At 53.7% G+C, this 21,788-nt stretch carries 20 protein-coding genes; 11 read left to right on the top strand and 9 right to left on the bottom strand.

The window, feature by feature from the left end:
• Positions 1 to 12: 12 nt before the first annotated feature.
• Positions 13 to 2,649, bottom strand: coding sequence for a PqiB family protein (locus E2F51_RS19560; protein WP_134824293.1), 2,637 nt, complete (start codon positions 2,647 to 2,649; stop codon positions 13 to 15).
• On the bottom strand, positions 2,618 to 3,862 hold the full coding sequence (yebS, locus tag E2F51_RS19555) for a membrane integrity lipid transport subunit YebS (RefSeq protein WP_013202491.1): 1,245 nt from the start codon (positions 3,860 to 3,862) through the stop codon (positions 2,618 to 2,620). Before yebS ends, E2F51_RS19560 begins: the two co-directional genes overlap by 32 nt.
• 221 nt (positions 3,863 to 4,083) lie before the next feature.
• Between yebS and E2F51_RS19550 the strand changes: the two genes are divergently transcribed.
• The 4 genes from E2F51_RS19550 (at position 4,084) to htpX (ending at position 8,560) form a co-directional block, all read left to right on the top strand.
• The gene (locus E2F51_RS19550; RefSeq protein ID WP_013202490.1) at positions 4,084 to 4,584 is read left to right on the top strand and encodes a GAF domain-containing protein; all 501 of its coding nucleotides are present in this window, start codon (positions 4,084 to 4,086) and stop codon (positions 4,582 to 4,584) included.
• A gap of 96 nt (positions 4,585 to 4,680) precedes the next feature.
• Positions 4,681 to 5,373: an RNA chaperone ProQ gene (proQ, locus tag E2F51_RS19545; protein ID WP_013202489.1), complete on the top strand. Its 693-nt coding sequence runs from the start codon at positions 4,681 to 4,683 to the stop codon at positions 5,371 to 5,373.
• Between the two features lie 19 nt (positions 5,374 to 5,392).
• Entirely contained in the window at positions 5,393 to 7,432 is a 2,040-nt protein-coding gene (prc, locus tag E2F51_RS19540) for a carboxy terminal-processing peptidase (RefSeq protein WP_013202488.1), read from the top strand.
• A 246-nt stretch (positions 7,433 to 7,678) separates the two neighbouring features.
• A complete protein-coding gene (gene htpX / locus E2F51_RS19535; RefSeq protein ID WP_013202487.1) occupies positions 7,679 to 8,560 on the top strand; it encodes a protease HtpX in 882 nt (293 codons plus the stop codon).
• Between the two features lie 58 nt (positions 8,561 to 8,618).
• Here htpX and E2F51_RS19530 read toward each other — a convergent pair whose 3' ends face one another.
• Complete coding sequence (locus E2F51_RS19530; RefSeq protein WP_013202486.1) at positions 8,619 to 9,995, bottom strand: MFS transporter; 1,377 nt, start codon at positions 9,993 to 9,995, stop codon at positions 8,619 to 8,621.
• Positions 9,996 to 10,189: 194 nt separating this feature from the next.
• On the opposite strand from E2F51_RS19530, the gene kdgR reads away from it, so the two are divergent.
• Entirely contained in the window at positions 10,190 to 10,981 is a 792-nt protein-coding gene (gene kdgR, locus E2F51_RS19525; protein WP_105759778.1) for a DNA-binding transcriptional regulator KdgR, read from the top strand.
• A 33-nt stretch (positions 10,982 to 11,014) separates the two neighbouring features.
• Here the strand turns inward: kdgR and E2F51_RS19520 are convergent, their stop codons facing one another.
• On the bottom strand, positions 11,015 to 11,251 hold the full coding sequence (locus E2F51_RS19520; RefSeq protein WP_013202484.1) for a YobH family protein: 237 nt from the start codon (positions 11,249 to 11,251) through the stop codon (positions 11,015 to 11,017).
• A gap of 247 nt (positions 11,252 to 11,498) precedes the next feature.
• Between E2F51_RS19520 and E2F51_RS19515 the strand changes: the two genes are divergently transcribed.
• The 5 genes from E2F51_RS19515 to rlmA all read left to right on the top strand — a co-directional run bounded on the left by E2F51_RS19515 (position 11,499) and on the right by rlmA (position 14,789).
• The gene (locus E2F51_RS19515) at positions 11,499 to 11,768 is read left to right on the top strand and encodes a YebO family protein (protein ID WP_134824292.1); all 270 of its coding nucleotides are present in this window, start codon (positions 11,499 to 11,501) and stop codon (positions 11,766 to 11,768) included.
• A gap of 24 nt (positions 11,769 to 11,792) precedes the next feature.
• Positions 11,793 to 12,797 (top strand): MBL fold metallo-hydrolase, encoded by a 1,005-nt coding sequence (locus E2F51_RS19510; RefSeq protein ID WP_134824291.1) that lies wholly within the window; start codon positions 11,793 to 11,795, stop codon positions 12,795 to 12,797.
• A 538-nt stretch (positions 12,798 to 13,335) separates the two neighbouring features.
• Complete coding sequence (locus E2F51_RS19505; protein ID WP_013202481.1) at positions 13,336 to 13,455, top strand: DUF2627 domain-containing protein; 120 nt, start codon at positions 13,336 to 13,338, stop codon at positions 13,453 to 13,455.
• A gap of 38 nt (positions 13,456 to 13,493) precedes the next feature.
• Entirely contained in the window at positions 13,494 to 13,703 is a 210-nt protein-coding gene (cspE, locus tag E2F51_RS19500) for a transcription antiterminator/RNA stability regulator CspE (RefSeq protein ID WP_001062678.1), read from the top strand.
• A 171-nt stretch (positions 13,704 to 13,874) separates the two neighbouring features.
• Positions 13,875 to 14,789, top strand: coding sequence for a 23S rRNA (guanine(745)-N(1))-methyltransferase (gene rlmA / locus E2F51_RS19495; protein ID WP_134824290.1), 915 nt, complete (start codon positions 13,875 to 13,877; stop codon positions 14,787 to 14,789).
• Positions 14,790 to 14,804: 15 nt separating this feature from the next.
• On the opposite strand, the gene E2F51_RS19490 is transcribed toward rlmA, so the two are convergent.
• From E2F51_RS19490 to manX, 4 genes are all read right to left on the bottom strand, one after another.
• On the bottom strand, positions 14,805 to 15,263 hold the full coding sequence (locus tag E2F51_RS19490) for a DUF986 family protein (protein ID WP_134824289.1): 459 nt from the start codon (positions 15,261 to 15,263) through the stop codon (positions 14,805 to 14,807).
• 92 nt (positions 15,264 to 15,355) lie between these two features.
• Entirely contained in the window at positions 15,356 to 16,219 is an 864-nt protein-coding gene (locus tag E2F51_RS19485; RefSeq protein WP_013202478.1) for a PTS mannose transporter subunit IID, read from the bottom strand.
• Between the two features lie 16 nt (positions 16,220 to 16,235).
• Entirely contained in the window at positions 16,236 to 17,036 is an 801-nt protein-coding gene (locus tag E2F51_RS19480) for a PTS mannose/fructose/sorbose transporter subunit IIC (RefSeq protein WP_013202477.1), read from the bottom strand.
• 66 nt (positions 17,037 to 17,102) lie between these two features.
• The gene (gene manX / locus E2F51_RS19475) at positions 17,103 to 18,077 is read right to left on the bottom strand and encodes a PTS mannose transporter subunit IIAB (protein WP_134824288.1); all 975 of its coding nucleotides are present in this window, start codon (positions 18,075 to 18,077) and stop codon (positions 17,103 to 17,105) included.
• Between the two features lie 536 nt (positions 18,078 to 18,613).
• On the opposite strand from manX, the gene E2F51_RS19470 reads away from it, so the two are divergent.
• The gene (locus tag E2F51_RS19470; RefSeq protein ID WP_013202475.1) at positions 18,614 to 20,179 is read left to right on the top strand and encodes a TerC family protein; all 1,566 of its coding nucleotides are present in this window, start codon (positions 18,614 to 18,616) and stop codon (positions 20,177 to 20,179) included.
• A gap of 39 nt (positions 20,180 to 20,218) precedes the next feature.
• Here E2F51_RS19470 and E2F51_RS19465 read toward each other — a convergent pair whose 3' ends face one another.
• Complete coding sequence (locus tag E2F51_RS19465; RefSeq protein ID WP_134824287.1) at positions 20,219 to 21,781, bottom strand: EAL domain-containing protein; 1,563 nt, start codon at positions 21,779 to 21,781, stop codon at positions 20,219 to 20,221.
• Positions 21,782 to 21,788: the final 7 nt, after the last annotated feature.

Below are 21,788 nucleotides of genomic sequence, written 5' to 3'. Positions count from 1 at the left end.
TGCCCGTTCAGGTTATTTCGCAGGGAGCGCGGTCCCCCATTTACGCCAGTCTTTTGGCTCTTCGTCTTCCAGCAGATAGTGCTTGCCGGAAGTGGCCTGCGGCGCTAACGGAATGGTTGGCGGCGTGGCAAAGGCAATCCCGCCCTGAATAAACTGCTGGAAGGTGCCGGTTTTCACTACGCCACCAATCAGACCGAATTTCAGGTTATAGCCGGAAGCCAGCCAGAACACCGAGTTGTTACGCACCAGATGCTGGTACTTCTTGCTGATGCGCAGGGTGATCTGGACGCGGTCAGCCATGGCGCCCAACGACGTGCCGGTGACAGTACCGACCTCAATGCCACGGAACAGCACCGGCGTACCGACGGAAACGGAACCGCCTTCAGGCGCATCCATCACCACGTTCAGGCCATCCAAATAGCGCGCGTCAGTAATGGTCGATTCCTGCAGTTCGAAACTGCGTTGAGCGCGGCCTTTGCCCGGATCGACGTTGATGTAAGGCTGCAACAGGGTTTCCAGATGATTGACACCCGCCGCCGATATTTCCGGCGAAACGACCGAGAAGCGGCTGCCAATGCGGGCAAAGTCATCCACATACTGCGGATACAGCACGCCTTTGGCGACAACCTCATTTTTTTCCTGATTCAACGCAAGGTCTTCGATCTGACCGATGGTAATGCCCAGATAGCGGATCGGCATGCCGGCAGAAAGTTTGGTGGCATCGTAAGTGTGCAGGGTGATCTGGCTACCTACCGCACGTGCGGCGGTTTCAGAGTTATACAGCACGCGCTTATCTTTGCTGGTCAACCCGGCGCCGGCACCGGTCAGGTTATCAAAGCTGATCGCACCTTTTAACACGCGGTTAAGCGGGGAAGCCTGAACCGTTAAGCCGCTGCCGTTCAGCTGCACGCGGGCACCGCCTTCTGACCAGAACACGCTGTTTTCAGTCAGCAGCTTGCGGTATTCCTGTTTGATATGCACCCGAACGTCAAACTCATTGGCTTTCGGGATCACCTCAACAATCTCGCCGACCTGGAACTTGCGATACAACACAATCGAACCGGCCTGTACATCCGGCAGGCTTTTCGCGGTCAGCGTCAGAGTCGTAGGCAGCTGGTTTGAGGTGATGCCTTCTGCCGCTTTCTCAGCATTGGCATAGAGCGGGTAATTCTGCTTCACCGCACCCTTGCTGCCGGGATCGAGACGAATACCGCCATCAACCCACTCACTGGCGCTGGCACCCAGCACTTCCATGCCATCAATACCCAGCTTCACATCCAGCCGGCTGTTGATAATGAATTTACTGTCACCGTGGACCAGCTCGCGGTAGTTGCCCGCGATGGCGATAACGAAGTTCACGCCTTGCTCGTTCAGCGAGCGGTTAACCACCTGACCAATCTGCATGCCATGCAGCATGATCGGCTGGCCCGCATCGATGCCGTAGCTCTCCGGGGCGGTCAGCTTCAACTCCAGCGAGTTAGGCTGTTGCAGCAGTGCTTCGTTGCTTTCCAATACCTGATAATGATCCTGCGGCGCGCCTTCTCCTGGCACCAGCTCCAGGGTATTGCCGGTCAGTAAGCTGCTTAAGCTGGTGTCATTCAGGCTGATTTTCGGGCTGCGCATTTCAATGCGGGTGCCGGTGCGCATCAGGCCGGTGACAGAAGGATCGATGGTCAATTCCCCGGTTACCTTACCGCCTGGCTGTAAGGTCATCGCGGTCAGGGTGCCCACTTCAAGGCCCTGATACATTAGCGGGGTGCTGTTGGCCTTAAGATTCTTGCCGCTCGGCAGGTCCAGGCTGATGATCACGCCGCGATGGCTGTGCGCTAAATCAGGATAGAGATCGAAATTGTCTTCCGACTTCGCCTGTTCCGACTGGGCCGGCGAATCGAAGGCGATAGCGCCGTTCACCAACGCCGCCACGCTTTCCAACTGTACCTTCACGCCGTTCAGTCCGACATCGGCCTTAACGCCTGATACGTTCCAGAAGCGGCTGTCTTTTTTCAGCAAATTGGTGAAGCGACGGTCAATCAGCACATCCACCGTCACGCCTTTATTACCGGGATTGATGCTGTAGTCGTAAACACGGCCAACAGGAATTTTACGGTAATACACCAGCGAGCCGGTATTCAACGAGCCAAGATCCGGCGTATGCAGATGGATCAGCATCTCGCCGGTATTGACGCGATATTTCGGCTGGGTATCCAGCGCGACAAAGTTTTCTTTCGGCTGACCTTTACCCGGCATCATGCCGATGTAGTTACCGCCGACCAGCGCATCAAGGCCTGAAACCCCCGCCAGCGAGGCTTTCGGCGTCACCAGCCAGAACTGGGTCTGGTCGCGTAACGCGTCTTTCATATCGCTTTTGATGCTGGCCTTGATTTTGATGGTGCGCAGATCGTCCGTCATGCTGATGCCCTGCACCAGACCGACTTCAACACCCTGATAACGGACCGGCGTTCTGCCCGGTACAATGCCGTCCGCCGTGGCGAAATCAATAGTGACGGTGGTCCCGCGCTCCTGGTAATTTGACCAGATAAGCCAGCCCGCAATCAGCAGCGCAATCAGCGGCAATAACCAGAAGGGCGAAATTTTCCGCCGGCTGGTAATGCGCGCGTTAGTCGGTGTAGTCGGCGTTTCCTGTTGCATGTGCATCCCATAATAAACGGCTATCCAGCCACTCAACGGCAAGAATAGTGAGTATGACTGACGAGCCAAAATAGAAAGCTGCCGGTCCCATGTTGAAAGAGAGAAGCTGGTCGCGATTGACCAACGACATGGTTAACGAAATAACAAACAGATCCAGCATAGACCAGCGGCCTACCCAGGTAACCACCCGCAGCAGGCGGACGCGGGTTTTCAGTCCCTGTTCACACTTGAAGTGAATACTGAGAAGTAGCGTCAGTAGCACAATAATTTTGGTAAACGGCACCAGAATACTGGCCACAAATACCACGATGGCCACCGGAATATTGCCGGAACCCAGCGACATAATCCCGGAAAGGATGGTGTCTTCCTGGCGGGAACCGGTGAGATAAATGATGGAAATTGGCAGCAAATTGGCCGGGATCAGCAGCACAATAGAGGCAATCAAAGCGGCCCAGGATTTCTGCAAGCTGAAGTGACGACGGAAATAGAGCGGCGTGTGACAGCGTGGGCAACGGCCCCGGGCATCGGCAACACCGGTGTGGTGGCAGCTCAGACAAACCTGTAACTTTTCCCGTGCAACGTTAGGGTGAGGCTGCGGATAAAAGCGGTGCCAGAGCTGCTCGACGTTCAAATGAATCAAGGTCACCAGGCTCAACAGCGTCAGCGAAATAAACGCAATCAGGCCGGTGCCAGGCGTAATCGCCGCATAGTCCTGCACTTTAATTGACGCAACCGCAATCCCCACCAGATAGATATCCAGCATCACCCACTCTTTCAGGCGATCGAGCATCAATAATACCGGACGAAGGTTCATGCCCAATTTATGGCCAAAATAGAGATAGGCAATAGACCCAACCAGCGTCGCGGGGGCACCAATGGTGCAAAAGGCCACCATCGAGGCGGTAATGACATTGCCTTGCTGCGCCATCTGAGTGATGCCTTCCAGCAGACTGGCATAAATGTTGGTGCCCAGCAGGCGGATGCTCATCAGCGATTCAGTGTAGGCGAAGGGCATCAACAGCAGCATGGTGACGGCCATCGCACACAGCCGGGTCATCGACCAGTCACGGCCATTCATAATGCGAGCATTGCAGCGAGGGCAGTGCGCAGACTGGTTGGATTTAACATCTGGTAAGGAAAAAAGGGTATCGCATTGGGGGCAACGCTGATAACGTGCCTGAGGCAGAGCATGGCTAATGGCGTGTATTTTCATAATCCTGATCGTCTCAGGCCCAAGCAGCGCAGGTGCAGGGCAGGGTTAAGTTTTTTCGCCATAAAACGATAATGACACGTCAAGGTCATGCTTAAGGCTTCGGACTGACTAAGGGTATATTAACTAACGGAATGATTCACCTTGTCCGTCTGGGCATTTAATGCTTATTTTAGCAAGGGGTCATCATGGGCCTCATGACACGTTTTCACAATGGTTAAAAAATGACAAAAGCTGAGTTTTATTCGGACCTGAACCGTGATTTGCGCGCGCTTATCGCTGGAGAAACAAGTTTCCTGGCGGCAATGAGCAACTGCAGCGCGCTGTTATATGAGCGCCTTGACGGTGTTAACTGGGCAGGTTTCTATCTGTTGACCGAAGCCGATACGCTGGTTCTGGGACCTTTCCAGGGAAAAATCGCCTGTGTGCGTATTCCGGTAGGTCGCGGCGTGTGCGGTACGGCTGTGGCCGAAAGTCAGGTTCAGCGCGTGGATGATGTCCATGCTTTCCCGGGTCACATCGCGTGTGACGCGGCCAGTAATGCTGAGATCGTGCTGCCATTGGTGGTGAACGGCCAGACAATTGGCGTGCTGGACATCGATAGTATCGAATATAAACGCTTCGACAGCGAAGACGAAGCGGGGTTAAAAACCCTCACTGACGGGCTGTGTGAGGTGCTTGCCGGGTCTGATGTGGAAAAATTTATTCACATGAAACGCAGCTAAAGCGCTGGATCACGTAGCAATTGCCGATGGGGTCATTATAATGACGCCTGTTCATGCCTGCGCTGGTTGGCAAACCCGTTGTAATCAGGAAATTTCATGGAAAATCAACCCAAGTTGAATAGTAGTAAAGAAGTCATTGCCTTTTTGGCCGAGCGTTTCCCGAAATGCTTTAGCGCCGAAGGCGAAGCACGACCACTTAAGGTCGGCATCTTTCAGGATTTAGTCGATCGTGTTCAGGGCGAAATGAGCCTGAGTAAAACTCAGCTCCGCTCCGCACTCCGTCTTTATACTTCCAGCTGGCGCTACCTGTACGGCATCAAAGCCGGTGCAGTTCGCGTTGATCTGGATGGTAACGACTGTGGCGTCCTCGACGAGCAGCATGTTGAACATGCCCGTAAGCAACTCGAAGAAGCAAAAGCGCGTGTTCAGGCACAGCGTGAGCAGCAGCAGGCGAAGAAACGCGAAGCTGGAGAAGAGGGGGCACCACGCCGTCCTCGTAAACCCGCGCGTAAACCTTCTGCCGAAGGTGAGCAGCCACGCCAGGTTCGCAGCAAACCTCAGCGTAGCACCGAGCGCGCACCTTCCGCAGAGCGTCAGCCAGCAGCAGCTCCAGCTCCCACTAAACCCGTTACCGATACCGCAGCACTGCAAGTCGGCCAGAATATCAAAGTCACCGCGGGCAAAAGTGCGATGGACGCAACCATTCTTGAAATTACCAAAGATGGCGTCCGGGTACAGTTGGCTTCCGGCCTGGCAATGATAGTACGCGCAGAACACTTGCAGTTCTGATACGGAGGCCAATCAGGGCATGAACAATTTTTTCAGAACTACTGTGATCGCAGGACTGCTGCTGGCAGGGAACGTTTTCGCCGCCGATAACATTACGCGTGCCGATCAAATTCCTCAGCTGCATCAGGAACCTCAGCATGCGACAGTCAGTGAACGTGTTACCTCACGTTTTACCCGCTCGCATTATCGCCAGTTCGATCTTAATCAGGATTTTTCCGTTAAGATTTTCGAACGCTATCTGAATCTGCTGGACTACAGCCACAACCTGCTGCTGACCTCGGATATCGAACAATACGCCAGCAAAAAAACCACCTTAAGCGATGAGCTGAAGAGCGGTAAGCTGGATGTATTTTACGACCTGTATAATCTGGCGCAGAAACGCCGCTTTGAGCGCTATCAGTACGCATTGTCCGTGCTGAATAAGCCCATGAATTTCACCGGTACCGATACCATTGATATCGACCGGAGCAAGTCGCCGTGGCCAAAAACCACGGCGGAGCTGAATCAGCTGTGGGACGCGAAAGTCAAATATGACGAGCTGAGCCTGAAGCTGACCGGCAAAGATGAAAAAGAGATCCGCGAAGTCCTGACCAAGCGCTATCAGTTTGCTATCCGCCGTCTGGCGCAGAGCAACAGCGAGGACGTCTTCCAGCTGGCGATGACCGCGTTCGCGCACGAAATCGATCCGCATACCAACTATCTCTCTCCACGTAACACCGAGCAGTTTAATACCGAAATGAGCCTCTCTCTGGAAGGTATTGGTGCGGTGTTGCAAATGGATGACGATTATACGGTGATTAACTCGATGGTCGCCGGTGGTCCGGCAGCCAAGAGCAAATCGATCACCGTTGGCGATCGTATCGTGGGTGTCGCTCAGCCGGGCAAACCGATGGTGGATGTGATTGGCTGGCGTCTTGATGACGTGGTCGCGCAGATCAAAGGACCGAAGGGCAGCAAAGTGCGCCTGGAAGTGTTACCGGCCGGGAAGGGCACCAAAACCCGCATCGTCTCCCTGACGCGTGAGAAAATCCGTCTGGAAGACCGCGCGGTCAAAATGACCGTGCAGAATGTCGGCAATAAGAAAGTGGGCGTGCTGGATATCCCTGGTTTCTATGTTGGCCTGACTGACGATGTGAAAGTGCAGCTGCAGAAATTGCAGAAGCTGAACGTGGACAGCGTGGTGATTGACCTGCGTACCAACGGCGGTGGCGCACTGACCGAAGCGGTTTCCCTGTCTGGTCTGTTTATTCCAAGCGGGCCGGTTGTTCAGGTTCGTGACAACAACGGCAAGGTTCGTGAAGACAGTGATAACGATGGCATCGTTTATTACAAAGGTCCGCTGGTGGTGTTGGTTGACCGCTTCAGTGCATCGGCTTCAGAGATCTTTGCGGCTGCGATGCAGGACTACGGACGTGCGCTGATTGTCGGTGAGCCGACCTTCGGTAAAGGCACCGTGCAGCAGTACCGTTCACTGAACCGGATCTACGATCAGATGCTGCGTCCAGAATGGCCGGCGCTGGGCTCTGTCCAGTACACCATCCAGAAGTTCTACCGTATCAACGGCGGCAGTACTCAGCGTAAAGGCGTGACGCCTGACCTGCTGATGCCAACCGGCGTGGAAGCGGTTGAGACCGGCGAGAAGTTCGAAGATAACGCCCTGCCATGGGACAGCATCAATGCGGCCAGCTACACCAAGTCAGGTGACTTAACCTCACTTGAGCCGAAGTTGATTCAGGACCATCAGGATCGCATCGCCAAGGATCGTGAGTTCCAGTACATCATCAAAGATATCGCGCGCTTCAATGCAATGAAGGACAAGCGCAATATCATCTCTCTGAACCTCGCCGAGCGTGAGAAAGAGAACCACGAGGATGATGCACTGCGTCTGGAGAGGATTAACGCCCGTCTGCAGCAGGAAGGCAAAAAGCCACTGGCTAAGCTGGACGATCTGCCGAAAGACTATAAAGAACCGGATCCGTACCTCGACGAAACGGTCAACATTGCTAACGACCTGGCGCAGCTTGAAAAAGCACAAACGCCGCCAGCGGCAGCAAAATAAACCCGAAGGGCACAGCTTAGTCTGTGCCCTTTTTTTATCCCGCACCTCTCGCCCGTCGCTGATTTACGCCTGCTGGCAAAGCCATTTCACTTAACTCTTCCTGTTGATGCATCCCAAGATGCTTCAAAGTGTAAAGTTATGTCTTTTTAGACACTTAAAGATTAAGGGTGCTTGAAATGTTTTGCTTTGCCCATAGGATAGTTATCCGCTATAAGCGAATTTGTTAACTGAGGAAGATGAAATTCTATGATGCGTATTGCGCTTTTCCTGCTGACCAACCTGGGCGTTATGTTGGTCTTTGGGCTGATCCTCAGCCTGACAGGGATCCAGTCAAGCAGTGTACAGGGCCTGATGATCATGGCGGGTCTGTTTGGCTTCGGCGGTGCGTTTGTCTCACTGCTGATGTCGAAGTGGATGGCGTTGCGATCCGTCGGTGGTGAGGTTATTGAGCAACCGCGCAATGAGACCGAGCGCTGGTTGATGCAGACCATTGCTCAGCAGGCACAGCAGGCGGGTATCGCCATGCCGCAGGTGGCTATCTATCATGCGCCGGATATCAACGCCTTTGCGACCGGTGCCCGTCGTGATGCGTCACTGGTGGCGGTCTCTACCGGCCTGTTGCAGAACATGAGCCGTGACGAAGCCGAAGCGGTGCTGGCTCACGAGATCAGCCACATCGCTAACGGTGATATGGTCACCATGACGCTGATTCAGGGTGTCGTGAACACCTTCGTGATCTTTATCTCGCGCATTCTGGCGCAGGTTGCCGCAGGCTTCCTGTCCGGCAACCGTGATGAAGGTGAAGGCAATAACGGCAACCCAATGGTCTACTTCGCCGTGTCGATGGTGCTGGAGCTGGTCTTCGGTATCGTGGCCAGCATCATCACCATGTGGTTCTCGCGTCACCGTGAGTACCATGCCGATGCCGGCTCTGCGCGACTGGTTGGTCGTGAGAAGATGATTGCAGCCTTGCAACGTCTGAAAACCAGCTATGAGCCGCAGGAAGCCAGCACCATGATGGCCTTCTGCATCAACGGTAAGTCGAAGTCACTGAGTGAGCTGTTTATGTCTCACCCACCGCTGGATAAGCGCATTGAAGCGCTGCGCAGCGGTCAGTATCTGAAGTAACCGACAGCTGTAATGAAAAAACCGGGCATTGCCCGGTTTTTTTATGCCTGAAAAGCACTCAGCTACGGGTGCCGGGCTGCGTCATTCGCATCGCACTTACTACGGTAGCCAGCGTTGCGAAGCTGCCTGCCAGTAATAAAGAGGCATGGGTACCGTGGCCACCAAACAGGTTGAACATCAGCGCGACCAGCGCGGCACCACTGGTCTGGCCGAGCAAGCGCGCGGTGCCCAACATGCCGCTGGCACCACCGCTGCGGTTGCGCGGGGCGGAAGTGATAATGGTGTGGTTGTTCGGTGACTGGAACAGGCCAAAACCCGCACCGCACAGCGCCATGCGCCAGATGATATTCAGATCTGACGGAGAATCAGGCAGCAGCGCCAGCGAGAACAGACCGCTGGCGAACATCGCCAGTCCAATCGCTCCCAGCAGACCGGCGTGATAGCGCTCAATCAGTCGGCCGGCAATGGGCGCCATCACCATAGTAGCCAGTGGCCAGGGAGTCAGTAACAGTCCGGTGGCCACTTCGCCACGGTGTAACACGGTTTGCATAAAGAAGGGCAGTGAGACCATCGCCAGCATCTGGGCGCAGAAAGAACAGACCGAGGTGCCCAACGACAACGAGAAGATGGGAATGCGCAGCAAATCCACCGGCAACAGTGGGAAGGGCATTTTCAACTGACGGCGAATAAAGACGAAGCCGACGATGACCAGCGCCACCAGCTCGGCCAGCACCAGCTTGCCACTTTGTCCCTGCGCGAAGCCGCTTAAAGCCGAAATCAACAGGCCAAAGGTCAGGGCATTCATAATTGCGCTGGGAATATCAAAGCGCTGCTCTTTCGATTTCTGCGTGTTATCCGGCAAGAAGCGGAAGGCGAGATAAAGCGCCGCCAGGCCGACCGGCACGTTGATCAGGAACAACCATTTCCACGAGGCGACAGATAGCACCGCGGCCGCCACGGTGGGTCCGGCAGCGGTAGATACGGCCACGATCAGCGAGTTGATGCCCATTCCACGCCCGAGAAAGCGCTGCGGATAGATTATCCGAATCAATGCGGTGTTGACGCTCATCAACGCGGCGCCACCAAAGCCCTGTAATACGCGGGCAAAGGTCAGCATTTCCAGCGAGCTGGAAAGGGCGCAAAACAGCGAGGTGCAGGTGAACAGCACCAGACCGGCCTGATAGATACGGCGGTAGCCCAGAATATCGCCGAGGAACGACAGTGACAGCAGCGAGATGATAATGGCCAGCTGATAGGCGTTAACAATCCAGATGGATTCTGCCGGGCTGGCGTGCAGCTCGCGAGCGATGGTCGGCAGCGCCACGTTGGCAATGGCACCGTCAAGCACAGCAACGGTAATGCCTAAGGCAATCGCCATTATCGCGCCGTAGCGCTGCGGGATGGGTAATCCGTCGGGTTGAGTTGTTTGCGGCATGGACCAAATTAGTCAGAAGAGTGAATATCATTATGCTAATGATTTTTCACTGACTATTCCAGGTTGTTACGCGGCGAAAACTATCAGCAGATATGTCAGGGCAATTTACCCACTGAGCATTGCACCTGCCAGGCCGCAAAACGTATACTAGAAATACCGTTCCATTTTTTATAAAACAAAAATAAGGTTCTGTCATGGCGAATGGCGATGTGGATAAACAGCCGGATTCAGTCTCATCGGTGTTGAAGGTTTTCGGTATCCTGCAGGCACTGGGCGAGGATCGTGAGCATGGCATTACCGAGCTTTCACAGCGGGTAATGATGTCGAAGAGTACCGTTTACCGTTTTCTGCAAACGATGAAATCCCTCGGTTATGTGGATCAGGAAGGCGAGTCAGAAAAATATTCGCTGACCCTAAAGCTGTTCGAACTGGGCGCCAAGGCGCTGCAAAATGTCGATTTGATCCGTAGCGCGGACATCCAGATGCGCGACATTTCTCGCCAGACCAAAGAAACCATCCATCTTGGCGCGCTGGAAGAAGACAGCATTGTCTATATTCACAAAATTGACTCCCTGTATAACCTGCGAATGTATTCACGCATTGGCCGCCGTAATCCGTTATACAGCACGGCTATTGGCAAGGTGCTACTTGCCTGGCGTGACGTCTCAGAAGTGAAAGACATCATGGCCAACGTGACCTATAACCGCAGCACGCCCAGAACGGTCGGCAGCACCGAAGCGCTTCTGCCGGTGCTGGAGAAAGTCCGGTCGCAGGGGTATGGGGAAGATAATGAAGAGCAGGAAGAGGGGCTGCGGTGTATCGCGGTACCGGTCTTTGACCGTTTTGGCGTGGTGATTGCCGGGCTGAGTATCTCCTTCCCGACCATCCGTTTCTCTGAGGAAGAGAAAAGCAGCTATGTGGCGATGCTGCATCGTTCTGCAAAACGGCTTTCAGAGCAGATGGGCTATCACGACTACCCGTTCTGACAAAAGGGCCAGAGTTCTCTGGCCCTTATTCACTCAGTTATCGACGACTTCGGTGCTTTTCTTCAGCAACGGGCAATCGGTCACGCCAACAACACCGCTGTCAGTGTGCAGGTACTGTGCGGTAACCATGCCGCGCGCGGTCATGTACTGACACTGTAATCCCAACCCAGCCACATTTTTAGTGCTTCCGGCCAGAACACCGTAACCGGTGACTAACAGGGCAAGCCAGATAATGACCAGCAGCGCAACAATGCGAATTAAAAATCTCATGTATTCCCCTTTATTGTTTGTCAGACAGCAATCCTGGCGTTACCACCTCGCTGCCAGCGTTTATCATAGCAGTAAGCTGCGAGCCTGTACGTACTTAGCGCTGAGGATACACAAAGCCTGGGACAACGGCTGCGCGAAGGTTCTTAAATTTGTGTGAGCTGGCTATCAATTCGCGTCTGACCTGGTAGAATCTTCGCTGGTCTGCATCAGTCAGTATTGCAGTAACACCCGCATTTTTGAGGCATGTATGAACGAAATAACAAATGGCGCGATGGGCTTGGCATCGATGGGGTTTAGCGTAGCGCTGGTGATCGTCGGGCTGATTGCATGGTTTTTTGTCAATCGCGCCAGCGTTAAGGCCAGCCAGCAGGTCCAGTTACTTGAGGCGCTGCTTGAAGAGCAGAAGCGTCAGAATGTGTTATTACGCCGTTTGACCGATTCGGTTGCCGGAAAAGAGAAAGCCGCCAGCACCGAACCGGATAATAAAGATTTCACCCGACTGATCCCTGAACGTTAAGTATTCACTCAAGGAAGCGTGACTATGGCCTGGAAAAATCCCTGGTACGATGCCGATAAATCGCACCATACGCCTGACGGATTCCGCAATCCCGAGCCTGAGCTGCGACAGAATGGCGATCTGAAGCGCTGGCGTAAAGAGCGCAAGGCGGCGGGATTACCTTTCCCGCCGGCTAAAGGTTACGACCATTTCACCCAACGCTGGTGGCAGCGCGCTGACCTGACGGGGATTGACGATGCCATCTGGTGGCTGGGTCATGCCTGCCTGTTGTTGCGCGTTAACAGCCGCTACACGCTCATCGATCCGGTATTATCGCGCAGAGCCTCGCCGGTCAGTTTCTTCGGCCCGGAACGTAAAACCCCCACGGCACTCGAGATTGACGATTTGCCTGCACTGGACTGCGTGCTGATTTCTCACAGCCATTACGATCATCTCGACAGGCCTACCATCAAAAAAATCCTGAAGCGTTTTCCGCAGGTTGAATTTGTGGTGCCATTAGGGCTTGAACGCTGGTTTAAGGCGTTGGGCGCGATGAACGTCACGCCCCTCGACTGGTGGGGCAATAAAGAGGTCGCGGGAATGTCTGTTCATGCTGTGCCTGCGCGTCACTGGAGCATGCGTACGCCGTGGGATCGCAATCGCTCACTGTGGTGCGGTTGGGTGATCCAGGCCGGTGAACTGAATTTCTGGTTTACCGGTGACAGCGGCTACAGCGAAAACCTTTTGGAAATCCCGCGCAGGCTGGGGCCGTTCAATCTGGCCGCCTTACCGGTCGGCGCGTATGCACCAAAATGGTTCATGCGCGGTCAACATATGGATCCTGAACATGCCGTTTCCCTGCACCAATCACTTGGCGCACCGCTGAGCATCCCCATTCACTGGGGTGTTTTTGAACTGGCTGACGAATCCCTGGATGAGCCGCCGATTGTGCTGTCAGAGGCGATGCGCGCAGCAGGATTGGATGAAAGCCGCTTCCAGGCATGGCGAATAGGTGCGAAAAAGTCACTGAATAATATTGCCCAGGATTAATCCTAAAACGGTTAATTTAACATTTGGCTAAAATGAGAGCAGCGTCTAATAAAGCAAATAGACTGATGGTACGACCGGCAATTAATTGATGCCACAAGATGCGTTTAAATGGGGCAGGCGGGAATACAGTTTCCTGATTTTGGTGCAATTAAAATTCATATTGTACCAATAGCTTCTTTTTGCATCCGTTGATCCTCCAAACGTTTATCCCCTGACCGTATCAGGATAATGAAGAATTTTGAGTAAGCTATGCCACATTTATGCAATGAATTCAGCTTATACTCTGCGCTATAGCGGTATAGGTAATAGACTTAAGCAAAGCGGCAGGCTATGATACACCCCTATGTTTTGAGCATGAATGAGACCCGGGGTTAACAGGTTTCGCGTTAAACGTTTCAGCTCTCCATACGTAATGTGCAATATGTGCCTAAGCCGTTTCAATAGTGTGCGACATCTCTATCAGCGTTTAAAAATGACTTGCCATTAATAAACGAATATGTGATAACGCTTTTGGGTAAAACGAGGTACAGTTCTGTTTATGTATGGCATCTTCAGTAAAGAAGTTTTGAGTAAAGACGTTGACGTTGAATACCACTTCCTTGCCGAGCTTTTATATCGTGCCTCATGCAGTAACTTTTTCTGGTTTTTCTGTACGTAAAGCCCACGGGCGAATAAACACTCTAAGGAATTTGCAAAATGGCAAAGATTAAAGGTCAGGTTAAGTGGTTCAACGAGTCTAAAGGTTTTGGTTTCATCACCCCTGCAGACGGCAGCAAAGACGTGTTCGTACACTTCTCTGCAATCCAGGGTAATGGCTTCAAAACTCTGGCTGAAGGCCAGAACGTTGAGTTCGAAATCCAGGACGGCCAGAAAGGCCCTGCTGCAGTGAACGTCACCGCTATCTAATTTTCGATCTGAGCCTGCTACAGCCCGCGTGGCGCGTAATCCAGGCACGAATCTGAATGCAAAAGCTCTGCCAGCAATGGCAGAGCTTTTTCCATTCTGCGGCCAATAAGGTCTGCCGCTGAACGTCACTTTCCGGTAAACTGCCGCCCGGACCGTTTATGGAGAGTTGTTATGTCTTACCTTTGCCCCCTTTGTCATCTGCCCCTGCTGCCGCTGGCAACGGGTTTGCGCTGCGAAAATCAGCACCAGTTTGATCGGGCGAAGGAGGGCTACATCAACCTGTTGCCGGTACAATACAAGCGTTCGAAGCAGCCCGGTGACAGTGCTGATATGATGCTGGCCCGCCGCGAGTTTCTGGATGCCGGGCATTATCAGCCGTTGCAGGAAAGGGTGTGCGAAATCTTCGAACGGATCCTGCCTGTGCACGCGTCGTCAGTGTTAGATATTGGCTGTGGTGAGGGCTACTACACCCACGCTGTCGCCAGCAGGCTGCAGGCGAGGGGAGAGAGTACGGTGTTCGGCCTCGACGTCTCTAAAGTGGCGGTACGCTTTGGTGCCCGGCGTTATCACAATGTAGACTTTTGCGTCGCCTCAAGCCACCGTCTGCCTTTTGCCAAACAGCAATTTGATGCCGTGCTGCGGATATACGCCCCGTGTAAAGCTGAAGAGCTGGCGCGCGTAGTGAAAGAGAGTGGCTATGTACTGACTGTCACTCCTGGCCCGCGTCATCTGATCCAGTTTAAGGCGTTAATTTATCAGGACGTGAAGCTGCATGACGAGACGCCAGAAGAGATGGCCGGTTTTGAGCTGGTCGAACAGCACTCGCTGAATTATCCAATGCAGCTGACCAGCGAGGAGTCCGGCGCTCTGTTGCAGATGACGCCGTTTGCCTGGCGTGCCCGTCCGGAAGTGTGGGGCGTGCTGGCGACCACCACGCAGTTTGACTGTGAAACCGACTTTACTCTGCGACTGTGGCAGCGCAAGAGCGTCGAAGCGGACGTTATCGCGCCGCTGGCGTCCGCTGAGGAAGCCGTCGTCGAGGCTCCAGCCACTGACGACGATACCGAGGGTGAGGGCGTAGCGTAAGCAGCAGCCCTGTGGCTACTGCTGTTGCACCATATAGTGATAAATGCTTTCCAGGTCATCCAGTTTTCTGACGTGGATTAGCAACCGACGGTTTTCAAGTTCGATCACCAGAATTCCGTCTTCAGACAGATTCATCGCTTTGATCCGCCGATAGTCGATAAAGATATTGGCGTAGTAAAACCCTTCGGGTTTGAACAGCAGCTTAGGCAGGCGGATCCAGAACAGATAAACAGACAGGAAGGCCAACGCCATCAGCAGTGTGGTGGTGATCCTCGGGCCCTGATTGTTGACGTTCTGATAAATCAGAATCGCCACCAGGCCAACAAAAATCAGGCTGTCCAGCTTGTTGCGGCGCTTCAGCAGCACCTTTAATTGTGTCGGCCCTTTCCGCCGGTCCATTATAAACTCATCGTAAATCGCATAAGCCAGAAACAGTGCGATAAACAACACGATGACGTAATCAGTAAGTGACATCTTATCTTCCCCTAAAAGAACAGCCGGCATCGTTCAGGCTAAGCGATGCCGGCTGGTCTCTGAAAAGCCGGGGTTTCCCCCGGCTGCAAACCTTACAGACCTAACAGCCCAATCCAGTAGCCGAAGATCCCAATCACGAAGAAGCCGATGATAATCCACAGCGCGTTCACTTTACGACGCAGCAGCCACATACAGCCGAAGGTCAGTAACAGCGGGATTAAGCCCGGCATCAGCTGATCGAGAATCGACTGCACGGTCGTCACGGTGGTTTTACCGGTCTGATCGGTAATGCGCGAGACAACAAGCGGTACGTTTACGTGCGTCCACTTGTTGACCAGCGCCCCCATCACAAACAGGCCCAGGATCGATGCCCCCTCGGTCAGTTTCTGCAGGAAGCCGCCGCCCATATCGCTAACGATATCGACACCTTTACGGTAGCCATACGCCACGCCGTAATAACGCACCAGCAAACGCACCACGTTAAACAGTACGAAGAACAGCAGCGGACCCAGCAGGCTGCCGCTCATGGCAATACCGGCACCCAGTGCCGCGAATACCGGACGCACCGTACCCCAGAAAATCGGGTCGCCTACGCCAGCCAGAGGCCCCATCAGACCCACTTTGATGCCGTTAATTGCGGCGTCATCGATAGGGGCACCGTTTGCACGCTGCTCTTCCATCGCCATGGTCACACCCAGAACCGGTGCAGCAACGTAAGGGTGGGTGTTGAAGAATTCCAGGTGACGTTTGATTGCCTGTTTGCGGTCGTCGTTATTCTCAGGGTAAAGGCGACGGATCACCGGAACCATGGAGTAACAGAAACCCAGCGCCTGCATACGTTCGAAGTTCCACGAACCCTGGAACAGGTTAGAGCGCAGGAATACACCACGCACATCGCCTGGCGTCAGTTTTTTCAGCGGAGCTGAGGTCGTTGTAGTTGTAGTGGTATCAACCATTTTACTCACCCTTTCCCTAATCTAATTCGTTATCAAGGTCGTTGGTCACTGGCCCGGAAGCCTGACCACCCGCCACGCGGTTATATTTCGGTGCCAGCTGGATATACAGCACCGCCATCACCACACCAATCACACCCAGCGCAACCAGGTTAAAGTTGGTGAAGGCCGCGGTAACGAAACCGAGATAGAAGAAAGGCATCAGATAGCCCGCACGCATCATGTTGATCACCATCGCATAACCGACGACAACGATCATACCACCGGCGATATTCAGTCCGTTGGTCACCACATCCGGGATCGATTCAAGCAGACCCTGAACGACGCTGGTACCCACTGACACTGCCACGATGATGGCCGGGATAGCGATACGCATCGCCTGCAGAACCAGTGCCGAGACATGGATCCAGGAAATCGCGGTCAGGTTCCCTTTTTCGGCGGCTTTATCGGCAGCATGCTGGAAGGCAACGGTAATGGTACGAACGATAATCGTCAGTACCTGACCCGCAGCGGCCAGTGGAATTGCCAGGGCAATACCGGCACCTACGCTTTGTCCGCCGGCAATAACCAGGATGGTAGAAATAATAGAGGCGAGGGCGGCATCCGGGGCCACGGCGGCACCGATGTTCATCCAACCCAGGGCGATCATTTCCAGCGTACCACCGATAATAATACCGGTTTTCATATCGCCCAGAACGGCACCAATTAAGGTACAAGCCACAAGTGGACGGTGGAACTGAAATTCATCGAGAATAGATCCCATACCTGCAATACAGGCAATAATAAATATCAGCACAATTTGAAGAGTGGTAATCTCCATTGTACTTCTCCTCTGACATTCGTGAACTGAGTTAAACCTGACAGATCAGGCAATAATAAGTGAAACTTACTGAGCCACTTTGGCTATCAGGTCCATCATCTTCAGGCGCTGGTCACTGGATACTTTACGCACTTCCAGTTCAATGCCACGTTCATTCAGCTTCTTGAATGCCGCAATATCCTTATCGTCAACGGAAACGGCATTGTTAACCTGCGTTTTACCCTGACGGAATGCCATACCACCAATATTGACGCTCGGGATTTTAACCCCTGCTTCAACCAGGCGTTCTACATCGGTAGGGTTGGTAAACAGCAACATTACGCGGTCGCCGCCATATTTCGGGTTATTCCACACGCGGATCATTTTTGCGATATCTACCACGTGGGCAGTCACGCCAGGCGGAGCAACCTGAGTCAGCAGTGTTTTACGCACATGGTCGGCAGCCACTTCGTCACTGACCACGATAATGCGGGTTACGTTGGTTTCTTTGGTCCAGCGAGTTGCCACCTGTCCGTGGATCAGACGGTCATCGATCCTCGCCAGGCCAATGTTCATATAGTCCTTTGGCCCCATCGGTTTCTGGGCTACCGGTGCGGCTTTTACCGGCGCGGCGGCAACAGGTGCGGCCACAACAGGCTCAGGCTCTTTCGCTTTTAACGCTCTGACGCCTTCGCGGCCGGTCTCAACAGCGACGGCGACCAGCCCATCAAAGCTTGGATCGTCATCTCGAGCCATAAAGGCTTCGACCAGCATCGGGATATTGACCCCGGCAATGACTTCATAATTCTCCTTGTCCACGACGATACGACTGGCGGCATTAAACGGACTGCCTCCCCAGGTATCGACAAGGAAAAGGACGCCTTTGCTGGTATCTAAATCGGTCAGTCTCGCCTGATATTTCTCAATCAGGGTTTCCGCATTTTCGCCGGGTACGAAATCAATCCACCCAACGTTTTGCTGTTCCCCAAGGAGCATTTCAGCTGTTTTTATCAGCTGCTCCGCGGCCCAGCCGTGCGTGCCGATCACAATAGCAATAGTCACTTGCTACCCTCCTTATCCAATTTTCAGCGACCCGGTAACACAGATGAGCCGCGCGAGTATCCGGTTTCAGGTTTTACCCTCAACGTGGATTGAACGTGCTGTTATTCTGGTGAGTGAGCAAAACCCCTAAAGTGGTTAGCGGCTTTTACCTGACCCATGGTTAAGACGGGATTTATTTTAGTCTGCGAAAAAATAAATTATGTGACCGTGCTCAGCTATTTAGATGCTGGGTACCCGCTTAAGCGCTATCGCTCAAAAGAGCAGCACGAAAAGCAGACTTTGAATGTAAATGTAATAAAATATTTTGACGAAGTGCAGGTGCCTGTTTACAGTAGTGATCCTTATTTAACACAGGAGTAACGGGCCTCAGCCCTCCCTATGGACTGTCACCGACGTCGCTTAATCACCTCACCGGTTCAACCGGCCAGTTTTACCTTGTCCTCTGACGACAATATTCATCCCCTCTGCGTTAATGTCCGCATCGTGTCCGTTCGAACGCCTGCTGCGCTTTCCCGTACCTGTTTCCGGAGTCTGTAATGGAATTTCTTTTAGACCCCTCGATCTGGGCCGGTCTGCTGACGCTGGTCGTGCTCGAAATCGTCCTGGGTATTGATAACCTGGTCTTTATTGCCATTCTGGCGGAAAAACTGCCGCCGAAGCAGCGTGACAAGGCCCGGCTAATCGGACTCTCGCTGGCGCTGGTCATGCGCCTGGGCTTGCTGTCACTGATTTCCTGGATGGTGACGTTAACCCGTCCGTTGTTCAGTGTAGGTGACTTCAGCTTTGCCGGCAGGGATTTGATCCTGTTGGCAGGCGGGATATTCCTGTTATTCAAAGCCACCATGGAACTGCACGAACGGCTCGAAAACCGTGAGCATGAAGGGGATGGCAACAAAGGCTACGCCAGCTTCTGGGCGGTTGTGGTCCAGATTGTGATCCTCGATGCCGTCTTCTCGCTTGATGCGGTGATCACCGCTGTCGGTATGGTGAACAACCTGGCGATTATGATGACCGCAGTAGTGATTGCCATGGGCGTGATGCTGCTGGCCTCGAAACCGCTGACCAACTTCGTCAACCAGCATCCAACGGTGGTGGTACTGTGCCTGAGCTTCCTGTTGATGATTGGTCTGAGCCTGGTTGCAGAAGGGTTTGGTTTCCATATTCCGAAAGGCTACCTGTACGCAGCGATTGGCTTCTCTATCCTGATTGAGCTGTTTAACCAGATTGCACGGGTTAACTTTATGCGTCATCAGGCGAGAAAGCCGATGCGTGAGCGCACGGCAGAAGCGATCCTTCGTCTGATGGGCGGCCGTCGTGGCCAGGAAAACGTCAGTGCGGAAGGCAGTGAAGTGGCTGCCATCATGCCGCAGGAAGCGTTTAAGGACGAAGAGCGCTACATGATTAACGGCGTGCTGACGCTGGCCTCGCGCTCGGTGCGCAGCATCATGACGCCGCGGGGTGAAATCTCCTGGGTTGATGCCAATCGTCCGCTGGACGAAGTGCGCATGCAGCTGCTGGATACGCCGCACAGCCTGTTCCCGGTTTGCCGTGGAGAGCTGGATGAAATTATCGGCGTGGTGCGTGCGAAAGAGCTGCTGGTGGCATTGGATCACGGCATTGACGTGGCAACCTTCGCTGCCGCCACGCCGCCAATCATCGTGCCGGAAACGCTGGACCCGATAAATCTGCTGGGCGTGTTACGCAGAGCGAAGGGCAGCTTCGTGGTGGTCACCAGTGAATTTGGCGTCGTGCAGGGGTTGATTACGCCGCTGGACGTGCTGGAAGCCATTGCCGGTGAGTTCCCGGATGAAGATGAAACCCCGGACATTATTGCTGACGGTGACGGCTGGCTGGTGAAGGGCGGAACGGATTTGCACTCGCTGCAACAGCTGCTGAACACCCAGGTGCTGGTCAATCCGGAAGACGATCATGCCTCGCTGGCCGGTCTGCTGATCGCGCAGAAAGGGCAGTTGCCGGTTGCCGGTGAAGTGATTGAGTTACCGCCCGTCAGCTTCCAGATTATCGAAGCGACGGATTACCGTATCGATCTGGTGCGTGTGACTCGGGCGCGGGAACGTCATGAAGAAGATGAAGACGAGTAATCGTTGAGAACAGGGGGGAAGGATCCCCCCCTTTGACACTCAGGCTGTAAGAGACAACTTGTGTTGGCTCAGCCATTCCGGGAAGTCGCCTAACGGCATCGGACGCGCATAGAAATACCCCTGCAAGACATCCACGCCTTTCTCCCGCAGATATTCCGCCTGCTCAGCCGTTTCCACGCCTTCAGCCACCAGGCTGATATTCAGGCGCTGGGCCAGAGAGATCACCATATCCGTTACCGTCGCATTGATGGCATCGGTGCCAATCGCCGCGGTAAAGACTTTATCGATCTTCAGCACATCCGGGCTCAATGTTTTCAGGTATGACAGCGAGCTGTGTCCGGTGCCGAAGTCGTCAATTGCCAGCTTCACGCCAATCTTATGCAGATGGGAAACCACGCGCTGATCCATTTCTGGCAGCGAATCACGTTCGGTCAGCTCTACCACCAGCTGCGGCACCGGATTGGCTGGCCACCACAGGCTTTGCAGATCGTCAATAATCTCGCGGTTATGGAAATGGCTGGCGGCAACGTTTATCGCGATATGGAACGTGGGGCAGTTCGGCATCTGCGGCAAATGGCGCACGATTTCACGCAGCACAAAGCGGGTCAGGGGCGCGATAAGATTCTGCCTTTCTGCCATTGGGATAAACACATCCGGCGGGATCCAGCCCTGACGTGGATTGTGCCAGCGAAGCAGCAGCTCTATACCATCACAATCGCCGGTCTTTGAATTGATCAGCGGCTGGCAATAGACCATAAATTCCCGGGCGGTAATGCCGTAACTGATTTGCCAGGAAAGGCTCATACGGTTGGCGGTTGCCAGCCAGACGATATAGCCCATCAACAGGCTTAACAGCAGCGCCAGAGGTAACTGGGATGGCAAGGTCGACAGCGCCAGGCGAGTCGGCGACGGACCGAAAAGGGTGATTGAGAACGGGTAGCGCAGAGACGCCTTCTCATAGCTGACTTCATCGTCGGACGGTAAGGCCTCTTCAATCATCGGGTTACCGTATTCGAGACTTTTGCCGCTAACATTGATCACCGCGCGTTCAACCCATGGCAGCGTTGGCTCAAGCAAATAGGTGCTCATCATCTCGATATTGATGATTTGCAGGATCCCGGAACGGTTGTTGTTATCGTGAGGCGTCCAAAGCAGCATGATAGGCGATCCCTTCAGCAAATGTTCATCGGTGCTGAGGATCATCCGCTGGTTATTTACCGCCAACTCAGGATAGAACTGACTAAAGGAGAGACTGCTTCTGCCAAAGATGCTGGAGCAATACATCTCGTCGTTATCCACCAGCACAATGGAACGCACGGTTTGTAACGATGCCAGCTTTTCAATCAGCGGGAAGCGGATCTGTTCGCAAGGCAAGCCGACCAGGCCAAGCGTATTGTTGGCCGCCACATCGAGCGGGGAAAACAGTCGATCGAAACGTTGAATTGCATTGTCCGCAAACGTACGCGAATGCTGCTCATTCCGCCCTTTTTCTTCCATAAAACGGAAGGTCAACGTAAGAATGAGCACCAACGCGGCAACCACCACAGCGATTAATAATCGCTTACGGCGAAACTGTCCGAAAACTTCCTGGGACATTTGCATCAGTAAC

Origin of the sequence: Erwinia sp. QL-Z3 (assembly GCF_004551645.1) — a bacterium.
GTDB lineage: Bacteria > Pseudomonadota > Gammaproteobacteria > Enterobacterales > Enterobacteriaceae > Erwinia > Erwinia billingiae.
Note: the sequence above shows the minus strand (reverse complement) of the source record. Positions and strands in the feature narration are given on the sequence as shown.

Bases quoted from the DNA above. Each gene is read 5' to 3' on its own strand.
- E2F51_RS19560 (WP_134824293.1), bottom strand. From the start codon at position 2,649: ATGCAACAGGAAACGCCGACTACACCGACTAACGCGCGCATTACCAGC.
- yebS (WP_013202491.1), bottom strand. From the start codon at position 3,862: ATGAAAATACACGCCATTAGCCATGCTCTGCCTCAGGCACGTTATCAG.
- E2F51_RS19550 (WP_013202490.1), top strand. From the start codon at position 4,084: ATGACAAAAGCTGAGTTTTATTCGGACCTGAACCGTGATTTGCGCGCG.
- proQ (WP_013202489.1), top strand. From the start codon at position 4,681: ATGGAAAATCAACCCAAGTTGAATAGTAGTAAAGAAGTCATTGCCTTT.
- prc (WP_013202488.1), top strand. From the start codon at position 5,393: ATGAACAATTTTTTCAGAACTACTGTGATCGCAGGACTGCTGCTGGCA.
- htpX (WP_013202487.1), top strand. From the start codon at position 7,679: ATGATGCGTATTGCGCTTTTCCTGCTGACCAACCTGGGCGTTATGTTG.
- E2F51_RS19530 (WP_013202486.1), bottom strand. From the start codon at position 9,995: ATGCCGCAAACAACTCAACCCGACGGATTACCCATCCCGCAGCGCTAC.
- kdgR (WP_105759778.1), top strand. From the start codon at position 10,190: ATGGCGAATGGCGATGTGGATAAACAGCCGGATTCAGTCTCATCGGTG.
- E2F51_RS19520 (WP_013202484.1), bottom strand. From the start codon at position 11,251: ATGAGATTTTTAATTCGCATTGTTGCGCTGCTGGTCATTATCTGGCTT.
- E2F51_RS19515 (WP_134824292.1), top strand. From the start codon at position 11,499: ATGAACGAAATAACAAATGGCGCGATGGGCTTGGCATCGATGGGGTTT.
- E2F51_RS19510 (WP_134824291.1), top strand. From the start codon at position 11,793: ATGGCCTGGAAAAATCCCTGGTACGATGCCGATAAATCGCACCATACG.
- E2F51_RS19505 (WP_013202481.1), top strand. From the start codon at position 13,336: ATGTATGGCATCTTCAGTAAAGAAGTTTTGAGTAAAGACGTTGACGTT.
- cspE (WP_001062678.1), top strand. From the start codon at position 13,494: ATGGCAAAGATTAAAGGTCAGGTTAAGTGGTTCAACGAGTCTAAAGGT.
- rlmA (WP_134824290.1), top strand. From the start codon at position 13,875: ATGTCTTACCTTTGCCCCCTTTGTCATCTGCCCCTGCTGCCGCTGGCA.
- E2F51_RS19490 (WP_134824289.1), bottom strand. From the start codon at position 15,263: ATGTCACTTACTGATTACGTCATCGTGTTGTTTATCGCACTGTTTCTG.
- E2F51_RS19485 (WP_013202478.1), bottom strand. From the start codon at position 16,219: ATGGTTGATACCACTACAACTACAACGACCTCAGCTCCGCTGAAAAAA.
- E2F51_RS19480 (WP_013202477.1), bottom strand. From the start codon at position 17,036: ATGGAGATTACCACTCTTCAAATTGTGCTGATATTTATTATTGCCTGT.
- E2F51_RS19470 (WP_013202475.1), top strand. From the start codon at position 18,614: ATGGAATTTCTTTTAGACCCCTCGATCTGGGCCGGTCTGCTGACGCTG.
- E2F51_RS19465 (WP_134824287.1), bottom strand. From the start codon at position 21,781: ATGCAAATGTCCCAGGAAGTTTTCGGACAGTTTCGCCGTAAGCGATTA.